10 protein-coding genes are annotated in these 19,520 nt (G+C 47.0%); all 10 read right to left on the bottom strand.

Annotated features, from left to right (window positions below; all coding sequences use genetic code 11):
- Positions 1-9: 9 nt before the first annotated feature.
- Positions 10-1,206 carry a glycoside hydrolase family 88 protein gene (locus IEY13_RS28040; RefSeq protein WP_188958756.1) on the bottom strand — a complete coding sequence of 399 codons (1,197 nt, stop codon included), beginning with the start codon at positions 1,204-1,206 and terminating at the stop codon, positions 10-12.
- A gap of 13 nt (positions 1,207-1,219) precedes the next feature.
- Positions 1,220-2,377, bottom strand: coding sequence for an alginate lyase family protein (locus tag IEY13_RS28035; RefSeq protein WP_188958754.1), 1,158 nt, complete (start codon positions 2,375-2,377; stop codon positions 1,220-1,222).
- A gap of 11 nt (positions 2,378-2,388) precedes the next feature.
- Positions 2,389-4,848 (bottom strand): glycoside hydrolase family 2 TIM barrel-domain containing protein, encoded by a 2,460-nt coding sequence (locus IEY13_RS28030; RefSeq protein WP_188958752.1) that lies wholly within the window; start codon positions 4,846-4,848, stop codon positions 2,389-2,391.
- A gap of 4 nt (positions 4,849-4,852) precedes the next feature.
- The gene (locus IEY13_RS28025) at positions 4,853-6,082 is read right to left on the bottom strand and encodes a glycoside hydrolase family 5 protein (protein ID WP_188958750.1); all 1,230 of its coding nucleotides are present in this window, start codon (positions 6,080-6,082) and stop codon (positions 4,853-4,855) included.
- A gap of 17 nt (positions 6,083-6,099) precedes the next feature.
- The gene (locus IEY13_RS28020; protein ID WP_229688051.1) at positions 6,100-8,805 is read right to left on the bottom strand and encodes a glycoside hydrolase family 2 TIM barrel-domain containing protein; all 2,706 of its coding nucleotides are present in this window, start codon (positions 8,803-8,805) and stop codon (positions 6,100-6,102) included.
- Between the two features lie 68 nt (positions 8,806-8,873).
- The gene (locus IEY13_RS28015; protein WP_188958748.1) at positions 8,874-10,640 is read right to left on the bottom strand and encodes a RagB/SusD family nutrient uptake outer membrane protein; all 1,767 of its coding nucleotides are present in this window, start codon (positions 10,638-10,640) and stop codon (positions 8,874-8,876) included.
- Between the two features lie 32 nt (positions 10,641-10,672).
- Positions 10,673-13,744, bottom strand: coding sequence for a SusC/RagA family TonB-linked outer membrane protein (locus IEY13_RS28010; RefSeq protein ID WP_188958746.1), 3,072 nt, complete (start codon positions 13,742-13,744; stop codon positions 10,673-10,675).
- Positions 13,745-13,758: 14 nt separating this feature from the next.
- A complete protein-coding gene (locus tag IEY13_RS28005; protein ID WP_188958744.1) occupies positions 13,759-15,438 on the bottom strand; it encodes a RagB/SusD family nutrient uptake outer membrane protein in 1,680 nt (559 codons plus the stop codon).
- A 12-nt stretch (positions 15,439-15,450) separates the two neighbouring features.
- A complete protein-coding gene (locus IEY13_RS28000) occupies positions 15,451-18,177 on the bottom strand; it encodes a SusC/RagA family TonB-linked outer membrane protein (protein ID WP_188958742.1) in 2,727 nt (908 codons plus the stop codon).
- Positions 18,178-18,343: 166 nt separating this feature from the next.
- Positions 18,344-19,492, bottom strand: a complete 1,149-nt coding sequence (locus IEY13_RS27995; RefSeq protein ID WP_188958740.1) for a glycosyltransferase family 2 protein — start codon at positions 19,490-19,492, stop codon at positions 18,344-18,346.
- Positions 19,493-19,520: the final 28 nt, after the last annotated feature.

Below are 19,520 nucleotides of genomic sequence, written 5' to 3'. Positions count from 1 at the left end.
TTAGCAATTCTACGGAAGATTCTGATACCGGAGTAAGGCTTCCAGATAATAATAATCAGCGTAGTTCAGCGGAACGTCAATTTCGCTATTACCAGGCTTGTGTCCGGTGCTGTGCAACAGAATAAATCCTTTACTGCCCCCCGGCGCTGCACAGTATTTGGTACCCAGCGATTGCAAAATAGCGGTAGCAGCCTTACGGTATGCTTTTGCGTGTTGCGCAGAATAGGTACTCAACTCCAGCAAACCGGAAGCAATTACTGCAGCAGCCGAGGCATCGCGTGGCTCGTTGGGAATACCCGGTGCATTAAAATCCCAGTAGGGAATTTTATCTGCCGGAAGACTGGGGTGGTGTAGTACAAACGCGGCAATATGCTGTGCCTGACGCAGGTAAGCACTATCACCCGTTTCGCGGAAACACATTGTGTATGCGTATAAACCCCAGGCCTGTCCACGTGCCCATGCCGATTCATCTGCAAAACCCTGGTGGGTTGTTTTTTTAATAGCGCTGCCCGTAGCAGTATCATAATCTACCACATGCCAGGAGCTATAGTCGGTTCTGAAATGATTTTTGAGTGTAGTATTGGCATGCGTTACCGCTATGCGGTAAAAGGAAGAATCGCCTGTAAAATGGGTAGCGGCAAACAGCAGTTCCAGGTTCATCATGTTATCTATGATTACCGGGTAACTCCATTTGTCTTTACCATGGTCCCAGGAACGTATTACACCGGCTTTGGCATTGAAGCGGGTGATTAAGGTACGTGCACTTTGTATCAGAATACACCGGTAAGCGGTATCCTTTGTAAGCCGGTAGCCCTTGCCATAACTACAGTACATTTTAAAACCCATATCGTGCGTACCTCCATTCCACTGCTCCTGTTGTAACAGATCGGTATACTTTTTTGCAGCATTGAGCCATTTGGAATCGCCCGAATACTGATACAGATACCACAACTCGCCAGGGAAAAAACCACTGGTCCAATCGCGCGAAGTCACCAGTTTCAGTTCACCATTTTCCAATGTGCGCGGTTCTGTTAACTGAGGTTTACCCGGCACATGGGCTTTGGGTATTTCTGTAAGCATAACTTCCGCTTGTTTTTCCGCGAAGCGGAACGCTTTTTTTACAGATACCTTCTGTGCAGATACTGCTGACGGAACTGCCGCCAGCAGTAAGGATATGAATAAGGGGGATATATGCTTTCTGTTCATATTGTTATTGAGATTATAACCATAATAAAGGATGCCGTACCGGCAGGTTTCTGATCACTTCTTCATTCACCTGCTCATGCGGCAAACTGCTCCAGAGCGTAAACCAGCGCTCATTTTGAAAAGCCTGTGCGCCAAATAATAAAAAGGGCTGTGCTACCGGCCATTCATTCCAGTACATCACATCCTGTTTATAGGGCCATTGAGTTTTGTCTTTTACATAGGGGTACATAAACGCCACTGCCTGCTGCATGTTCCGGCCGTCCGGCAGGGTGAACTTCCATAAGTTATCATCGGGGGTTGACAGCAAATGGCAAACCGTAGCCATGGCATCCAGATTAAACAGGGAATAGCCGTAGGGTTTGGTTCGCGCCAGCTCCAGCGGAAAACTACCATCGATAGCCAGTTGCCCCGGCAGCAGTACATTTTTGAAACGGTTTTTACAGAAGGAAATCAAAGCGGTATCGCCCGTAAACCGCGCAAAGCAAACCACCTGCATTACCCAGCAGGTACCGTGATTGTTTCTGGCATTCATCTCATCCTTGCCGTAGGCATGTGTAGTGAGCCAATGCAGATACCTGCTAAACCAGCCCTTCACCGCAGAAAGCAGTTGTTTATCAAACACGGCTGCATTTTGCATGGCCAGAATACCCTGTACCACTTCCATAAAATGAATGGTATCTATAATACCGATGCCTCGTCCCGTAAACCTGCCTTGGATAGCCTGCGCGTACAACAGGTTTGGGTGCATGAAAGTAGCCGTATCTGCAAACCAGGCTGTCAGATGAAGTTGCGCCTGTATTACATATTTTTCATCACCGGTAATACGCCATGCAGAAGCAAGCGCGCCTATAATGCGGCTAAACCGAATCATCGCATGCCGGTGGTCTGTGAAATTATTAGGATTGGTAAGGCCATCTTTCTGAATATACGGACCATCAGGATGTGTACTATCCGGCCACCAGTAATCGCCCTCAGAGTAAAAATCGTGTTTGCCGCCAGCGCTTCTGCTGCAAACTGAAGCAGTAACGGTAATGGGCTTTTGCTGAAGAGCCCATTCCGCTTCCTGTATTATCTGCCGTTGCAGTAGTTTGCTTACCTGTTCGTGAATAGTATTGCTCCATGATAATAGCCCCGCACCTATACTCAGCATCAACAAAAACCACTTTTTCATAGTAGGTTATTTTAAAACTGAATAAACGCGGTGGGCAGCCCTTTGCTGGTTACGGCCAGTGTGCTTTTACCACCGTTGGTCTGCACTTTTATTACTGCACGTCCGTTGTACACCTGTACCAGACCGGAGCCGGAAGAAGTACCCTGATTATCTATCAGCTTTCCTTCGCCTGCCAGTGAAAAGCGAACCCAATTGGCAGCATCCAGACATATTTTGCCACTGGCATCTTTCAGCGTTACTTCCAGTGTGGCAACGCCTTCCCTTTCCGCAATCTTGTGCAGATGCATATTGTCTGGCTTAGCCCACGTACCCGTCTGATATTGAAAACGCAGACTGTCTTCCACTTTCGTTTTACCGCTGTATGCAACTACCTGTACCCAATTCTCTCCTTCCTGCAAAGGCACATTCCACCTGAGCCCTGCGGCCGGAAAATCTGCACTGTTCCGCTGGCGCTGACCATAGCTTTTACCGTTTACAAACAGTTCTGCCTTTTCGCAGTTAGCGTATACTTTTATCATTTTCAGTTCTCCGGCATTACCCCAGCGTGTTGGCCAGCTATGACCATAGATATGTGCCATGGGTGTGATACTCCAGTACGACTGAAAAACATAGTAGGCTTCTTTTTTTGTAAAATCTCTTTCCACAAGCCCCTTCTGGTTCATGTAGGGCACCGGATTATCCGGCCGTACCGGCGTAGAAAAATCTTTAAAAACCCACTGTGCGGTGCCTGTAAGCCAGGGCATGGCTTCCTGTTCTTTCAGGTGCCAGTCCATCAGGTTACAGATATAGCTTTCGCTCCAGTCGCCATCTTTTGAAATGCGCGCAGCGCCGCCGAACAGGGAAGCATCTCCCGCCCTTTCATCGGCGCCGCCACCGGTTTTTATAAGTTGTAATGCTTTATCCGGGTTTTCGGAGTGGCGACCTGCGTGACTATCCCCTCCCCATTCCGCATGTAAAAAATGATCTACTTTATTAAACTCCTCTTCCGATACCTGTTTGTACTCGGTATAGTTTCCGCGGTACCAACCTGCCCATATAGAAGGAGCATATACATCCACAATGTCTTTACAAAAATCGCAGCGGCGTATGGCCGTTCTGCGGGAGGTATCCAGCTGATGCGAAAGCGTATTCAACTCTTTCATAAAAGCACGGATCTGCTCTTTATCAAACTCCGGAAAATCGCCGGGCCAGTCGTTTTCGTTACCCAGGCCCCAGATAATAACGGAAGGATGATTAAAGTGCTGAGTAATCATATTGGTAAGCATGCGACGGGCCTGTGCTTTATACACATCGCCACCCAGCCCTCCACGGCACCATGGAATTTCTTCCCATACCAGTATACCCAGGCTATCGCAGAGGTTCAGGATAATGCGCGACTGCTGATAATGCCCGAGGCGGATAAAGTTTACACCCATCTCCTTCATCAATATCATCTCCTCCCGCATCATGCTTTCCGTCATAGCAGCAGCTACGCCTGCATGGTCCTCATGCCGGTGTGTGCCTCTCAGTAACAGTCGCTTTCCGTTCAGAAAGAAAGGCCCTTTTTTAGCAAAGCCAAAAGAGCGGATGCCTGTTTTTTCCGTTAATGTGGCTGTTTGTCCATCTGCTGTTACGGAGGTTTCCAGTGTATACAATACCGGCTCATCGGTACTCCACAACTGTGGCTTCTTTACCGTAAAGGTTACTGCTTGTGTAGAATCGCCAGGTAACAACGTTACAGCAGACTGCTGCACCACCGCACCGTGCGGGTTTTTCAATACCATCGTAACCGCAACGGCAGATTGCTTTTGTGGATTGTACAGAAAAGCCTGTGCAGCAACGGTCGCTGTTTTGCCGTCCGCAGCTACCTGCGTATTTACACGGGTATGGCTTACAGAAACAGCTGGTGCATATACCAGATTCAGGTACCGGTAAATACCGCCGTACACGTTAAAGTCTGACAGGTTGGAGGGAATCAGTTGCAGATCGCGGCTGTTATCCGCACGTATGCTTACCGGCACTTTTCCTTTAAACAGTTTACGGTAAACCGGGTTGGCTTCAAAAGCAGCTACCGCTTCGGTAATATCTGCCTGCCACTCATCATAGCCGCCTATATGGGTAGCTACCAGTGTGGTGTACACATACACTTCTGTTTTCTGGCCGCTGCCTTCAAAATGTAATAAGGTTCTTCCGTTTTTATAGGGGTTTTGTATGTTCAGTTGTGTGCGGTACCAACCGGGGCCCTGATAATAATTTACATCGGGGTCTACGGCATCTGTTGCATTAAAACAATGGGGCAGCGTAACACTATCCCACAAGGGCACACTCTCCGGATTGCCTTTGCCTACCGGCCTTACCGCTTCCCATACGCCACCCAGGTCGCCTTTCAAAAACTCCCATGCTTCATTAAGCCGCACCTGCTGCTGCGCAGTGGCCGGCAAGCCAGCCAGTAACGCACATAACACAGCAACGCAATAATTTCCCCTTCTCATATAGCTATTCATTAATCGTAAAACCCAGTGCTTGTATATACCCTTTGTTGAATGTACAGTTTTCAAAACGGCAGTTGTTCAACATGCCTTCCAGCGCTTTCAGCAGCTCATCTTTTTTAGCAGGCATGGCTTTTCTTATATCCCCGTAGTCCGCACGGTTTTTAGCAGAATAATCTATTAACGCGCTATAGGTTTCCGGCTGTGGAAAAGTAACGGGGCTGCTGGTAGCATTCATTTTTTTATAGGGCCAGAAGTGCCAGCCTATGCGGTTAGAATCGAGCAGACGGCGGAAACTGGCAATCCACTGATCGGTATTTTCACCGCTCTCGCCCAGGTACAGCGGCACGTTGTGTTTGTTGCTGAAATCCACATACTCCTGAATCACCTTCTGTGTAGTATCTGTCCAGTATTTATGAAAAGTATATACCAGCTTATTATCGAATGGTTCACCAAAGATTTTAAAATTAGAATCCCATTGTGCACCACCCAGCAGTATAATATGGTTCTTATCTTCTGCCCGTACTGCAGCGGTTATTTTTTTGTACAGCGGTTCCAGCAACGGGTTAATAAAAGCCACATCAAAATAATGCGCAATAGGTTCGTTCAGCAGATCGTAACCCAGTACCGTGGTTTCGTTTTTATAACGCTTTGCTATATCCTTCCAGATACGGATGGTCAGCTGCTGACTGCTTTCTTCTGTAAACAGATATGGATAGCCGTAACTATCGTCTATGTTATCACCGGTTTGTCCGCCCGGCGCACAGTGCATATCCAGCATTACATACATGCCTTCCTTTTTACACCACTGTATTACACGATCGGTATAACGGAAACCACGGGTAGAATCGTTCGATCCCAGATAGTCCTCACCGGTAAACAGCTTATAGTGGAAAGGCAGGCGGATGGAGTTAACGCCGATGGATTTTAAGAAGTGAATATCCTTTTCGGTGATATAGTTATCCAGATATTGGTTCCAGAATTTATGCGCACCTTCAGGACCGGTAATCTGCGTAACCAGTTCGTTGATTAAACGGGGCGAGCCGGCTTGCTTTACTTTAAACATATAGCCTTCCGGCACCAGCCAGTTACCCAGATTGGTGCCTTTCATCTGAAAGGGCTTTCCATCGGCACCAATTACTTCCTTACCCTTTACACTGATAAAGGCGTTTTTCTGTGCCTGAGCGGTGAGCGCGCTTATGGCAAAAGCAGCTACCAGTAAATGTTTTCTTTTCATATTGCGGTTGTATCGTGTTAGTTTAGTTTTTTCAGTTGCAATGCGTTGAGTATAGGCTGACCAGACTTTGCCTTAAACAGTAACTCAATACCTTCGTTACCCGTTACCGTTACCCGGAATGCCTGTACCACTGCGGTAGCCCGGCCATACTGTGCTGCAATATCCAGATTTTCCAGTATGGGTTTTCCGTTTACTGCTACATCAAATATCCGGTTTTGAAAAGTAGGTTGCTGCACAGAAGTATCCAGATTATAAGGCAGCGCCACCGCATTCTCCCCCTGTAATTCTGCAAAATGCAGGGTAAGCAGGTAGTTACCTTTAGGTGCATCCAGCCGGTATTTTTCAATACCGGTTTGCTGCGTCTGGTAAATAGGATCATTGTCTGTTCCGGAAATAGCTTTATCGGTACCGTACGCTTGTCTTCCATTTTTTACATTGAAAATGGTACCGCCGGTATATCCCCAGGCACCGGGTTTATAAGGCTGATCAGGTAACCATACCTCTCCGGTTTGTTCATCCAGGTAAGTTCTGCGGGAACCCATTTGCAGGTTTAACTGCGTAAACGGTACTGATGGTGATTGCAGGCTGCGTGGCTGTACCCTGAATTGTACCACCAGCGTATCTTCACAAACAACACCCTCTTTTACACCCACCGCGCGGATAATATTATCTCCGTTTACAAAAGCTGCCTTCCAGCTGCACATATTTTTAACTGCTGCTACCTTACCCAGGCTTTTGCCATTGATAAATAGTTCTGTTTCGGTAAGGTTGGTGGCTACCTCTAAAGGCTGGGTGCAAACGGTTGCGGTATCAGTATCAGCAATACCGCTGCGCTGCCACCAGTAAGAAGAGGCAATTTTTACAAAGGGAGTATTTACCAAAGCTGCCTTGTAATAATAATAAGGGTCTTTGGCTATACGGTTATAGGTAAGCAAGCCTTTGTTATTCATATGCGGCATGGTTTCTTCCCGGGTTTCCGAGTTGAAGTCTGCCAGGTTCCATACTGCTGCGCCGGCTACAAACGGGCGCTTCACCATTTCGCACAGGTAATACTGATGAAACAGTGTGGTATATTCTACGCTCTTATCAAAACGCTCCGGTTTAAAGCTGCGGATGCGTGGGTCTGCATCTGCGCCATACTCTGAAATAATTACGGGTTTGCCAGGTAGCTCGCGGTGGTGTTTATCCATAAAAGCAGAGAAATCTTCCATTACACTATTATACCAGCCATTGTACAAATTCCAGCCAACAATCATGGGGATAGTAGTCAGCTGCGTGGTGTCATATCGTCTGAAATCGCCATGGTTCGCAATCATGGTATAACGGGTTGGATCTTCCTTACGGGTAAGCGCTTCCAGTTTACGGGCCAGTGCGGTTACAGAAGAATCATAGGCTCGTTTGTTAATAGTAGAATCTTTAAAAGGTGGGCGCAGAAACACTTCATTCATATAAGCCCAGATAACTACACTGGGGTGGTTGAAGTTCTGGCGAATCATTTCTGTTTGCATCTGCAGACAGTTGTTGGTAAAACTGTCCGTAGTAGAAATCGTATTCACCACCGGTATTTCCACTGAGGCCAGCAGCCCCAGTCTGTCGCAGGTTTCCAGAATAACAGGGTCCTGCGGATAGTGCGCTACGCGCAGAAAATTGCAACCCATGCTTTTAATCATCTCCACATCTTTCACCTGTATGGCAGCAGGTACGCCATTGCCCATGCCTTCGTAATCCTGATGGCGGCTAGCACCTATCAGTTTGCAGGGGGTACCGTTGATATAAAACCCACTATCGGCACTGAACGAAAACCAGCGCATACCGGCTGTGTTGTGTACCTCATCCAGCACCTCATGCGTGCGGGCATTGTATAAGCGGGTAGTGATAGTATATAAAGCCGGATGTTCGGGCGACCATAAGGCGGGGTTGGAAATAGTAAGGCCTTTATGGTGAAAATCAAAAGTAGTATGTGGCTGTGCGGTTTGTTTAGATAGGGTGCGGGTGACCACTTTTCCGGTGCTATCGTATACGGTGGTTTCTACTTGCAGTTTCCGTGTTTCAGCAGTTTCGTTTACAAAACTGCCCTGTACCTCTACTACTGCTTTTTGTTTGCTTACCTCCGGAGTTTTAATATACACGCCGTTGGAAGCGTAATTGTTCATATCTATATGTACCGCATCGGTGCTAACCAGATATACATTCCGGTACAGGCCGCCAAAAAAAGTAAAGTCTGCCGTTAAAGGCGGTATAGCGGGGTTATAGCTGTTATCTACCTTTACCAGAATTTCGTTGCTGCCGCTTTCTTTTAACGCAGCAGTAATATCAAAGCTAAAGCGTGTATAGCCGCCCGCATGATAGCCTGTTTTTTTTCCGTTTATCCACACGGTGGTTTCCTGGTTGGCACCATCAAAATAAATAAATTGCTTTTTGCCTTTCTCTACAGTTGGCAGTATGCGTTTATACCAGCCTGCGCCACGGTAATAGCCCGGTGCATCATCCATTACATCGGCAATATTCCAGCAGTGTGGCAGACCTATTTTTTGCCAGGCGGCTTTTGACGTGTCTTTGGTAAACAGCCATTCTTTATTTAACAGCTGCTTTTTACGAACAGCTTCATCTGCTATGGTTTCCGCATTTACTACCCCGACCCAACAAACCAGGTGAACTACAACCATCAACTTTTTTAATGTGACTTTCATGTCCTTTCGCTTCAACAATTTTTGCTCCTTCATGGAAATACTTGTTATTACAGTCTTTAAGGCAGGCAACCTGGCTTATTGCAAGGGGTATAAACCCCGGGTTAATAACCGGGGTTCTGGATCAGGTTAGGGTCTTTGCTTATCTCATTTTGTGGTAACGGGAAAAAGTAATTGGCTTCTACAAACGTGTGCTTGCTATTGATGTACGCATTGCCTTCGTTTACAGGAAGCTTTGTATAGGTATAACCAGCACCCACTTTGGCAATCTTCATCGCCAGCAGTGTTACGTTCTGGTTTTCCATAGCGGTTTTCCAACGGCGAACATCCCAGTAACGGTGATCTTCGTACGCCAGCTCTACCCGGCGCTCTGCCATAATCACTGCACGCATTTCGTCTTTGTTCATACCGGCTTTTAATCCGTATAAACCATCAGCACCTGCCTGAATGCCCGCTCTTCTTCTGATAACTTTCAACTGCTCATAGGCAGTGCTGATATCATTGGTTTCATTGCTGGCTTCGGCATAGTTGAGGAGAATTTCCGCGTAGCGGATCAGTGGCCAGCAGCGTTCGGTGTTAGGGCCTCCATTGTTGGCTACGTTTTCATCCATCATTTTACGCCAGTAGTAACCGGTGGAATATTTTAAAGCACTGTACCCATCGCTGGCTGCACCATCGTAGGTGTACACGGGGGTTTTGGTGCCGGTGGAATTACTATACCACACAGCACCATTGTATAATAAAGTGTATCCGAAACGGGGATCACGGTTTACGTAAGGGTTATTGGCGTCGTAGCCGGATGTGTTATCAGTAATTGCCTTACCGTTTATCATGCCGAAGGCATCGGCCAGGTTTTGGGTAGGCAGTGTTTGTAACGTACCCACGCCGCGGGAGGGAGCACACAGTGCACCTTCCATTCTTTTGTTAGGCCCCATCATACCATGCACAATGTATTCTGAGTTCTTGCGCATCAAAAACACGCGGGAAAAACCATAGCCGGGTGCAGTGGCATTGTCTTCATACAAGGAGTACGCACCCAGATCAATCACTGCCCTGGCAGCCTGTGCGGCTTTGGTCCACCGGCTTTCATCATAAGCCGCATAACCTACTGCTTTCTTTTGCGCATCTGTTTTTCCAATATTGCCACCGTTAAACAGCGGGCTGGCAGCAAACAGTAATATCCTTGCTTTCAGTGCCAGACAACCACCGCGGGTAATACGGCCGTAGTTCTGTGGCGTATGCTCTACCGGTAAATCATTGGCAATAGCATCCAGCTCACTCACCATATAGTTAACGCACTCTTCGTAAGAGTTACGGGGTACATCAATAATATCCTGCGGACCATACAGCTTATCACCTATCAATGGCATTCCACCAAAACTTCGGGTAACCAGAAAGTAATACCAGGTTCTCAGAAAACGTGCTTCTGCACTGGCCTGTGCTTTCAGTCCGGCGGAAATAGGAGAATCGTTTACATGCGAGAGAAACACATTCGCCCTTCTGATGTTGCGGTACGATACATCGTAGGTATTGGTATACGGGTTCTGGTTGGTACCACTGTTTACCGTGGGCGCCAGGCCACCGGTAAGTATAATTACAAAAGGTTGGGTAGCGCCGTTGAGGCGGTGGTTGGCCTCATCGCAGGCTTCCGCAGTGCCGGCAGTAATACTGCCATAGCGGTTAAAGCTGAAATCGAAAGCAATATCGGAGTACATACCAAACAGAAAATCTATGGTACGCGCACTATCCGCAAAGGTGGTAGCCTCATTAAGATCGGTGTTGGTTTTCGCATCCAGTATATCACTCTTTGTACAGGAATACAGTTGCGCTGCCAGTACCCCTGCCATCAACCCTATATATAACTTTTTCATCTTTCTCATTTTTGGTTTCAAACAATCGTTCCTTATAAAGTAAGCTGTAAGCCAAAGTTGAACACCTTGGTTTGCGGATAGAAGTTGGCGCCATCCGTACCAGAAGGAGTTTCCGGATCTATGTCGTAAATGTTCTTCGCTTTCAGGCTCCAGGTAAACAGGTTATAACCGTTGGCGTAAATACGGGCACCACTCAGCTTCAGTTTCTGCATCCAGCTCTTTGGAAAAGCGTATCCTATTTCTGCGGTTTTAATACGCAGGTAATCACTTCTTCTGAACCAGAAATCAGAAGGATAGGCCAACGGATCGTTGATGTTGCTACCAGCAGTAAGCCGTGGGAAGGCGGGGTTTACATTATTGGTGGGTGTCCACGCCTGTGTATGAATTTCGCGCAGGTTGTTTACAAAAGGCTTCACCGCTTCTGCCTGCGCGCGCAGCGCAAAGTTGAGCGCGCTTTGTGCGGTAGCAGTAAAGCTGAACGATTTGTAACTGAAGCCTACCGTTAAACCCAGAATAGTGCTGGGCAGGTTGGGATAAGGCAATACCATTCTGTCGTTGGTAGTAATAAAACCATCGCCATCTTTATCAGCATACTTCAGATCACCGGCACGGGTAGGCCCTACAGAAGCCAGTGGCTTGGGTACCTTGGGATCATCAATTTCTTCCTGTGTATAAAAGCCCAGGTGGTTAAAGCCTAAGATGCTGCCCAGCGGGTGGCCGGTAGTAGCCAGCCAGGGATAAGGCTGTTTAGGCTCGTCCTGAAACAGTACTTTGTTTTGCGCAAACGATACGTTACCGCTGATGTTATAGTTGAACTCCTTAATATGGTTGGTATAGGTAACCTGTACTTCGTAACCGTTGTTTTGAATACGGCTTACGTTAGAAGGCGGCAGCCCCACACCTATCAGGTTAGGTACGCTCTGGCGCGAAACCAGAATATCATAACGATACCTGCGGAAGTAATCTGCCACAATGCGCAGCGTTCCTTTAAACATATTGATGTCTACACCAATATCTGTTTGTCTTTCTTTTTCCCAGGTAGAGTTATTACCCAGCGTGCCTTCGGTAATGCCAAATACGTTCTGGCTTACTTCACCAATAGAATAGCCAGCGCCATTGCGGTTGTAGTTCTGTATATATACATACTGAAATCTGTCCGGATCTATATAATCGCTACCCGTTAAACCAAAGGAACCTCTCAGCTTAAACAGATCAATAAAAGGCACACTCTTTTTAAAGAAGTCTTCCTCGGCAATATTCCATCCCGCAGATACTGCCGGAAACCAGGCGTACCGTTTGTCGGATGTAAACTTGCTGGAGCCGTTATAGCCTGCATTAAATTCTAACAGGTAACGCTGTTTGTAATCGTAGCCTAAACGGAAAGTGTATCCCTTAAAACCTACCGGTACATTTACACCGGTAATATCTGACTGTGAATTGTACAACGCCAGGCCGTACGCGTGGTGACCACCGAAATTACGATCGTAGTTAAGGGAAGCCTGCCAGTTTAATCTTTTGAAAGAGTTAGGATCATCTGAGTAATACCCCAACGATGGCAGATCGGTACGGTAGTAGTTGCTGTTGAAAATAGTGTAGTCGCCCGTTTTGGGGTTATAGCTGTAGGAAGGAAAGTTGGTTCTGGTTAAACTTCTCCAGAAACGATAGTGTCCGTTATAACCGGCAACCCCTCTTACAGATAGACCCTTTGTAATAAAGTCCAGCTTTTGAGTGGCTTTGAAGTTGGCCGTTAAGTCGTTATCGAATGAGCGGTTGTAACCATTCAGCGCCAGGCGACCTATTATGTTATTATTACTGGCAGCGTAGCTGCTGTTAATGCCATAAGTGCCGTTAGGGTTATAAATAGGATACGCAAAAGGAGGCAGCTGGTTGTAATCGCTCAGTTCGAAGAAGATGTTGTTTCTCGCATTACGTCCGCCAATGTTAGAGTTGTTACGCTCAGAGAACACACCCGATAAGTCCAGATTCAATGTAAGCGAGCTGGTAGCTTTAATATCCAGGTTAGAGCGGAAGTTATACCGCTTGTAATAGATATTACTGTTCATATCAGAGGAAGCGGCAAAATCTTTAATCAAACCGTTCTGCCACAGATAACCACCCGTTAAAAAATACTTCGCTTTATCGGTACCACCCTGTACGTTTATGTTATTGCGGGTTTGGGTGGTGGTATGGCGTAAGAGTGTTTCTGTCCAATCGATGTTCGGGTGGCCGTAAGGGTCTGTTCCGTTTTTAAACAGGTCCAGATCTTCCTGTGTATACTTCAGCGGGTTGCCATCATTTTCCTGCGCCTGGTTTACCAGCAGCGCTGCGTTGTATGAATCCAGATACTTAGGCAGGTAGATAGGTTTTTGTAAACCCAACTCAGACCGGAAAGAAATAGAGGGTCTTCCGGATTTACCTCTGCGCGTAGTAATAACAATAACACCGTTGGCACCCTTAATACCATATACCGCAGTAGTAGCCGCATCTTTCAACACCGTAAAAGTTTCAATCTGGTCAGGGTCAATCTCGCTGATGTCACCCGTGTATTCCAGATCATCCACTACTATCAAGGGAGCGCCGCTACCGTTAGAGGTACTAAGGCCGCGGATTTTAATATCTGCACCATCACTACCCGGGCGGCCACTGCGTTGCTGGGTTACTATACCTGGTACCCGGCCGATTAATGTATTCTGCAAACTGGCAGAAGGTGTCTGGCGTATAGCATCACCGGAAATAGTGCTTACCGCACCGGTAGTAGTAATCTTCTTCTGTGTACCATACCCCACCACAATTACTTCGTTCAACCCTTTGGTATCCGTAGCCATGGTTATTTCTACTTCTGATTTACCGGATACATTCACTTCCTGGTTAAGGTAGTTTACAATACTAAACACCAGTATATGGCTTTTGCCTTTTAACATTAAGCGAAACCGGCCATGCTCATCGGTATAGGTACCGTTGACAGGCAGGTCTTTTTCGTAAACAGATACACCGGCAAGGTCTTCTTTGCCATTGCTAACCTTACCGCCTACAGAATATTGCTGTGCCTGCAAGGTTATACTTAACAACAGCAGGCTATATAAAAGAATGATATACTTTTTCATATTAGACAAGGGGTTTACCAGCCGGCGTTTTGAATAAGATTTGTGTTTTTAGAGAGTTCGCTGAATGGTATGGGATAGAAATACATAGCGGGCGCGGTAAAGCGTATAGGTTGCACCGGCACTTTCTCATACGTAAGTACGCCGGCAGTATTGGTAATCTTCATACCACCTAACTGTGTATTAAAAGCCTGCTCTGCAATTTTCCAGCGGCGCGCATCCCAGTAACGTTGCTCTTCATACGCCATTTCCAATCTTCTTTCCAGGCGAATGGCCTCGCGCATTTCAGTCTGCGTCATGTTTGCTTTCAGGCCGTAGTTATTATCTGCACCGGCTGCAATACCGGCTCTTTTACGGATGGCCTTTAACTGTGTGTAAGCAATGCTGGTACCCGCGCCGGAATATTCGTTGGCAGCCTCGGCATAACTCAGCAGTACTTCTGCATAGCGGAATATGGGAAAGTTGTGGTTTTGGTTAGAGTACTGTGCCTGTGTAGCAAAGTTGCCCAGAAACTTGCGCAGGTAATAACTGGTTTTGGTTTGCGTAGTGTTTTTATTGGGCTTGTCTAACCCACCCTCATACGTTTGTAAAGGACGGTTTAACCAGCTGGCGCCGTTAAACAATACAGTGTTGGCCAGGCGTGGGTCGCGATTGGTGTATGGGCTGGCAGCGCTATAACCCGAACCACTTTCGGTAATAGCCAGTCCGTTGTTCATCGGAAAAGCATCTACCAGGTTTTGTGTAGGGCTGGTTCTGCCATTACCGTTTCCGGCTACTGCATAACCTACGGGGCCGTTATTGGTTTCCAGATCGCTGGTTACCGGCCTCAGAAAAGCCAGTATTACTTCGGCGTTTTTGCGGTTGATGAATACGTTATTGAAAGTAGCTTCCAGCGAAAACTTACCACCGGTAATAAGTTCATTGGCAGCGGCAGCCGCTTTGTTCCATCTTTCTGCATCGTAAGCAGCGTAGCCTTGTACCAATTTCTGTTCTGCGGTAATGCCTGTGTTGCCGCCATTGTATAAAGGGCTGGCTGCATACAACAGCGTACGGGTTTTAACAGCCAGTACTACACCGGCAGACATTCTGCCGTAATCTGCGCTGCTTAACGGATCTGTTTTAACCAGGCCCTTTACCGCATCGCACTCGCTTACTATATAATTAATACACTCCTCAAAAGTGTTGCGTTTAAAATTAGCAGGTGCATCTGTGTTCAGCAGTGCATCGCCCACCAACGGCACGCCGCCGTAGCGTTTTACCAGTTCAAAGTAAAACAGGGCGCGCAGCGCCCGCGCCTCCGCTTTCCAGAAGGGTATCTTCGCCGGTACCGGTACCACATCAATCTTTGCCAATAGCAGGTTTACCTTTCTTATGCCTGCATAGTTTTTAGCCCAGGCATCATCGGGGTTAAGGCTGCTGTTTAAAAAGCCTTTGGTTAAAAAGTCTATGTTGGTTCCGTCCTGTGAGGTAACCGCGTCATCCGTAGCAGCATCCAGCAGGTTGCCGTCTATACGGTTAAAGCCGTTGGGTAATGAAGCATATATATCGTTTACATATTGTTCTGCGTAAAAGCCATTTCTGTCGGTGCTGTCAAACACCAGTCCTTCCGTAAGCTGGTTCAGCGGACCTGCATCCTGCATTTTACTACAGCCAGCCATCAGCAGCATCAATGCTATTCCTATACTATACCTTTTCATATAAGCTCGTTTTTAAAATTTAATGTTGATGCCCAGGTTTACCATCTTCTGTATGGGATACAGGTAGGTGTAATTTTCCGGATCAACATCTTTCAGGGAAGTGAATGTGAACAGGTTGGTGGCGTTAACAAATATTCTGGCCGATTGCATATGCACCAGTTTTGTAATGGTAGCAGGTAAAGCATAACCCAGCTCTATACTTTTTACGCGCGTGTAGTTGCCAGATCGTACCCAGTAAGAAGAAACCTGCTGGTTGTTATAACTGGTACCCACTGCTAAACGTGGATACATTGCACCGGTATTCTGCGGAGTCCAGCGATCCAGATGGTGCTCAAAAGCCTGGCCATGGCCTCCCTGAAACTCGTAGTAGCTATTACCCAGGTAAATGTTTCTGTTGGCAGCACCCTGAAACAGTACTGCTATATCAAACCCTTTATAACCACTGCCAATATGTAGCCCGTAATACAGCAATGGAGCGGTAGTACCGATAGCTGTTTGATCGTTGGCATTGATTACCCCATCGTTATTCAGATCTTTATAACGGATATCACCGGCTACTACAGAACTAGCTGATGGTTTGGCAGCTGCATTTACCTCTGCGGCGTTCTGGAAAAGCCCATCAGCCACATAACCAAAAAACTGGTTTACCGGCCGGCCGGTACGTTGCATATAATCGTAGGGTCTGTATACTTCCTGCTGATACACCACTTCAGACTGTTGCAGCGTAAAGTTGGGTGCTATAAAATAGTGGAAAGCGCCTGCCTGTTTGTGATAGTTCAGTTGCACCTCCACACCATAGTAGCGGTTTTTACCAATATTCTGCAAGCCATAGTTAGCACCGGTAATATCTGTGTTGTTACCAATCTGCTGTAACAGATCATAGTATTTATCGTTAAAGTAATCTACCGTTATATCCAGCGAGTTGCGGAACAGTGAAGCGTCGAAACCCATGTTAAACTTCTGCGCTTTCTCCCAGCTCAGGTTAGGGTTGGCCAGTACACCCTGCCGTACGGTAAGTGCAGCAGTGGGGCTGTTACCCAGGTTGTAATCCGGTGCTGTTATATAATATTGGTTGTACGCATAGTAACCAGGGTTAAAGTTCCCGGTGATACCATAAGAAGCACGCAGTTTCAGATAATTAATCCAGCTGGTTTTACCGGCAAGGAAAGATTCTTTGGTAAGGTTCCAGCCCAGACCCACTGCAGGAAACAGGCCATAGCGGTGGTTTTTAGCATAACGCTCCGATCCTGTATACCCCGCCGCTACATCCACCATATATTTTCCGTCGTAGTTGTAGGATACTTTTCCGGAAACACCTCTTACATTATACGGCAGATCAGAGTTAATCATGCGGTAATCGTTATTAGCCAGTACAAGCACATCTATATTGTTTTTGCCAAAGCTGTTGTTGTAACCCATAGACAGTTCAGTATAAAACAAACGGTTCTGGCTGCCGGCGGTGGTGCCATTGGCCTGGTCCTGTGTAGTACCAAATTGTTTGTAACTGGTATCACCCGCCGCACCGTATCGTTGTTGATATACCACCACTGCTTTGCTGCGGTTAATGTTCTGTTGCAGGTAGCCATTCAAAGCTCCGGCACCTCTTATCCACAGGCCTTTGGTAATACCATCCAGCTTTGCTTTTACATACAGATCTACTTTAAAGTCGCGCTCGTAACCCGGGCGATAGCCCGATTTATACGTGGCCCCGTATATGTTGGAAGTAAAGTCCTGACTACCCGCCAGCGACCCGTTGGAGTTGAAGATGGGGTAAGCATTGGCGGGTATATTAATAATGTTGTTGTACAAAGTAGCTGTGGTTACACCCGGCTGGTTGGTATTCTGAATGCGGCCAAACAGGTTCAGGCCGGTGCTGATGTACTTGTTAAAATCCACTGCCACATTAGAGCGGAAGATGTATCGTTTATAATCGGCGTTGGTGTTGTAGGAGTTGTCAGCGGAGGTTTTAAACAAGCCCGGCTGACTCAGATAATCCAGATCTACGTAATAGCGGGCCATTTCAGTGCCGCCGGAAATCTGCAGATCGTACCGGCTGTAGGCAGATTGCTTTTTCATCACCTCGCTCTGCCAGTTCACATCCGGGTGACCAATGGGGTCACTGCCTGTTCTGAATGCATCCAGATCTGCCTGGGAGTATACCGGTAAACGGCCATCGTTAGTCAGCGCCTCGTTATACAGCGTGGCGTAGTTATAGGCATTCAGTGGTTTTGGATTTACGGTAGGTCTGGAGAAACCGGAGAAAGCCGTAAACTCAATCCGCTGCGGACCGGAGTATCCTTTCTTGGTGGTGATTTGTACAATGCTGTTGGAACCTCTGAAGCCCATCATGGCGGTAGCCACCGCATCTTTCAGAATGGTGATAGACTCAATCTGTTCCGGGTTGATGGAGTTAAAACTCTGCGGTGTGCCGTCTATCATTACCAGTGGAGCCTGTCCGCGAATGAGTAATCCCACATCATCATTTCCCGGTGCGCCATTGGTTTGAATGGTATATACGCCTGTAGCGCGACCGGATAATATACCCTGAAAAGATGTGGAGAACGTTTTTTGTAGCTCCGCGTCATACAGCTCAGCTACGGCAGCAGTTGTTTTTTTCTTTGCCTGAGTGTGAAAAAGCAGATTGAAATCGTCCTTTTTACTACCCGTACTATCCTGGGCCTGAGCCACGCCGGATAACAACATTACCAGCAGCGAAGCGCGCATTCTTCTTTTGTTCATACAGCAGCAATTTTGTTTGCCGCTACAAAAATGAAGTGATCCGGTAGTAGAAGCACTATTTGCCGGTACGTCAAAACCACTACATTTTTTACTTCTTCTATTGAAGATCAGAAGATTATGTTACTACGCACTACATCAGCCAGGGAAAATGATGTAACAATGGGTGTTATTTATACCCTCTCCGCAGCTCCTCCAGCGAATAAAAACTGTCTCTCCAGTAAATGCCTTTGTGCTTAAGCGTAAACCATGTGCTGCGGAAAATAATATAGGCCATAATTAATCCGGCGTAGGGTATGGTAAATACATACCACCATTTTGCTTTCATGGCCGGGCGGAATGTAAAACTGATCCACTGGAAAAACAGAATCACCAATGCCATTATCTGCTCCGGCCAGTTACCGGCAATCAGCAACACCGGCACCGGAAGCACCAGCGCTGCCAAAACAGCAAACGCATTTGCTATAGCAACCCAGGCATTATACCCAAACGCAGAAAACATATTCTTCATCAGCCCGTTCACAAACTGTGGTACACTGGTATACCATTCCAGTTGTAGCTGGGTATCTCCATACAAAGCCTCCTGTTTAAAGCCGGCCTGTTTAATCTGCTCGCCCAGCTTCAGATCATCATCCGGCCGCAGGCGTATTTTATCGTGTGTACCCGAAGCAAAGTAGGCTGTCCGGCGCACCATGCTAAAAGCGCCCATTCCAATAAAAGCTTTTGATTGCGGGTCTGAGGCCTTCCATGGGCGTAAACGGGTTTCCAGTATAGTGCGGAAGGTGGCGTTAATGGCATTGAACATACCTGAGCGGGAAATAATATCCGGAAACACCACCAGGTTATCCAGCTTTTTATCCAGCACATAGGCCATGGCCCGGTTGAGCGCCTGGGGCTGATATACCACATCTGCATCGGTAAACAGTATCCACTCCCCCTCCGAAATGCCTGCGCCTGAATACATTGCATGGTTTTTACCCAGCCAGCCTTCGGGCAAAGTGGTAATTGTGTGTACGGTTATGTTGGAATAGCGGGCGGCAAATTCCGCCAGTATGTTAGCCGTTCCGTCGGTAGACCGGTCGTTTACCACTATCAGCCGGTAGTTGCGATAGTGCAAATGGCAAAGGCTGTGCAGTGCTTTAGCCAGGTCGGCTTCTTCATTTCTTACCGCAATAATAATATCCAGTGAAGGTTCCCTGTCAGCAGAAAGCGGTACGATATTTTTAAGGGAATAAATGCACCTGGCACCCACCAGCACAAAAAGACAAACTATGATCCAGCTAAGGGTAATCAGGCAGGAAATGATGAAAAACGTCATAATTATCTAAGATACACACTCCTTTTAG

It is taken from the genome of Filimonas zeae, from assembly GCF_014641615.1.
Classification (GTDB): Bacteria; Bacteroidota; Bacteroidia; order Chitinophagales; family Chitinophagaceae; genus Filimonas; species Filimonas zeae.
Note: the sequence above shows the minus strand (reverse complement) of the source record. Positions and strands in the feature narration are given on the sequence as shown.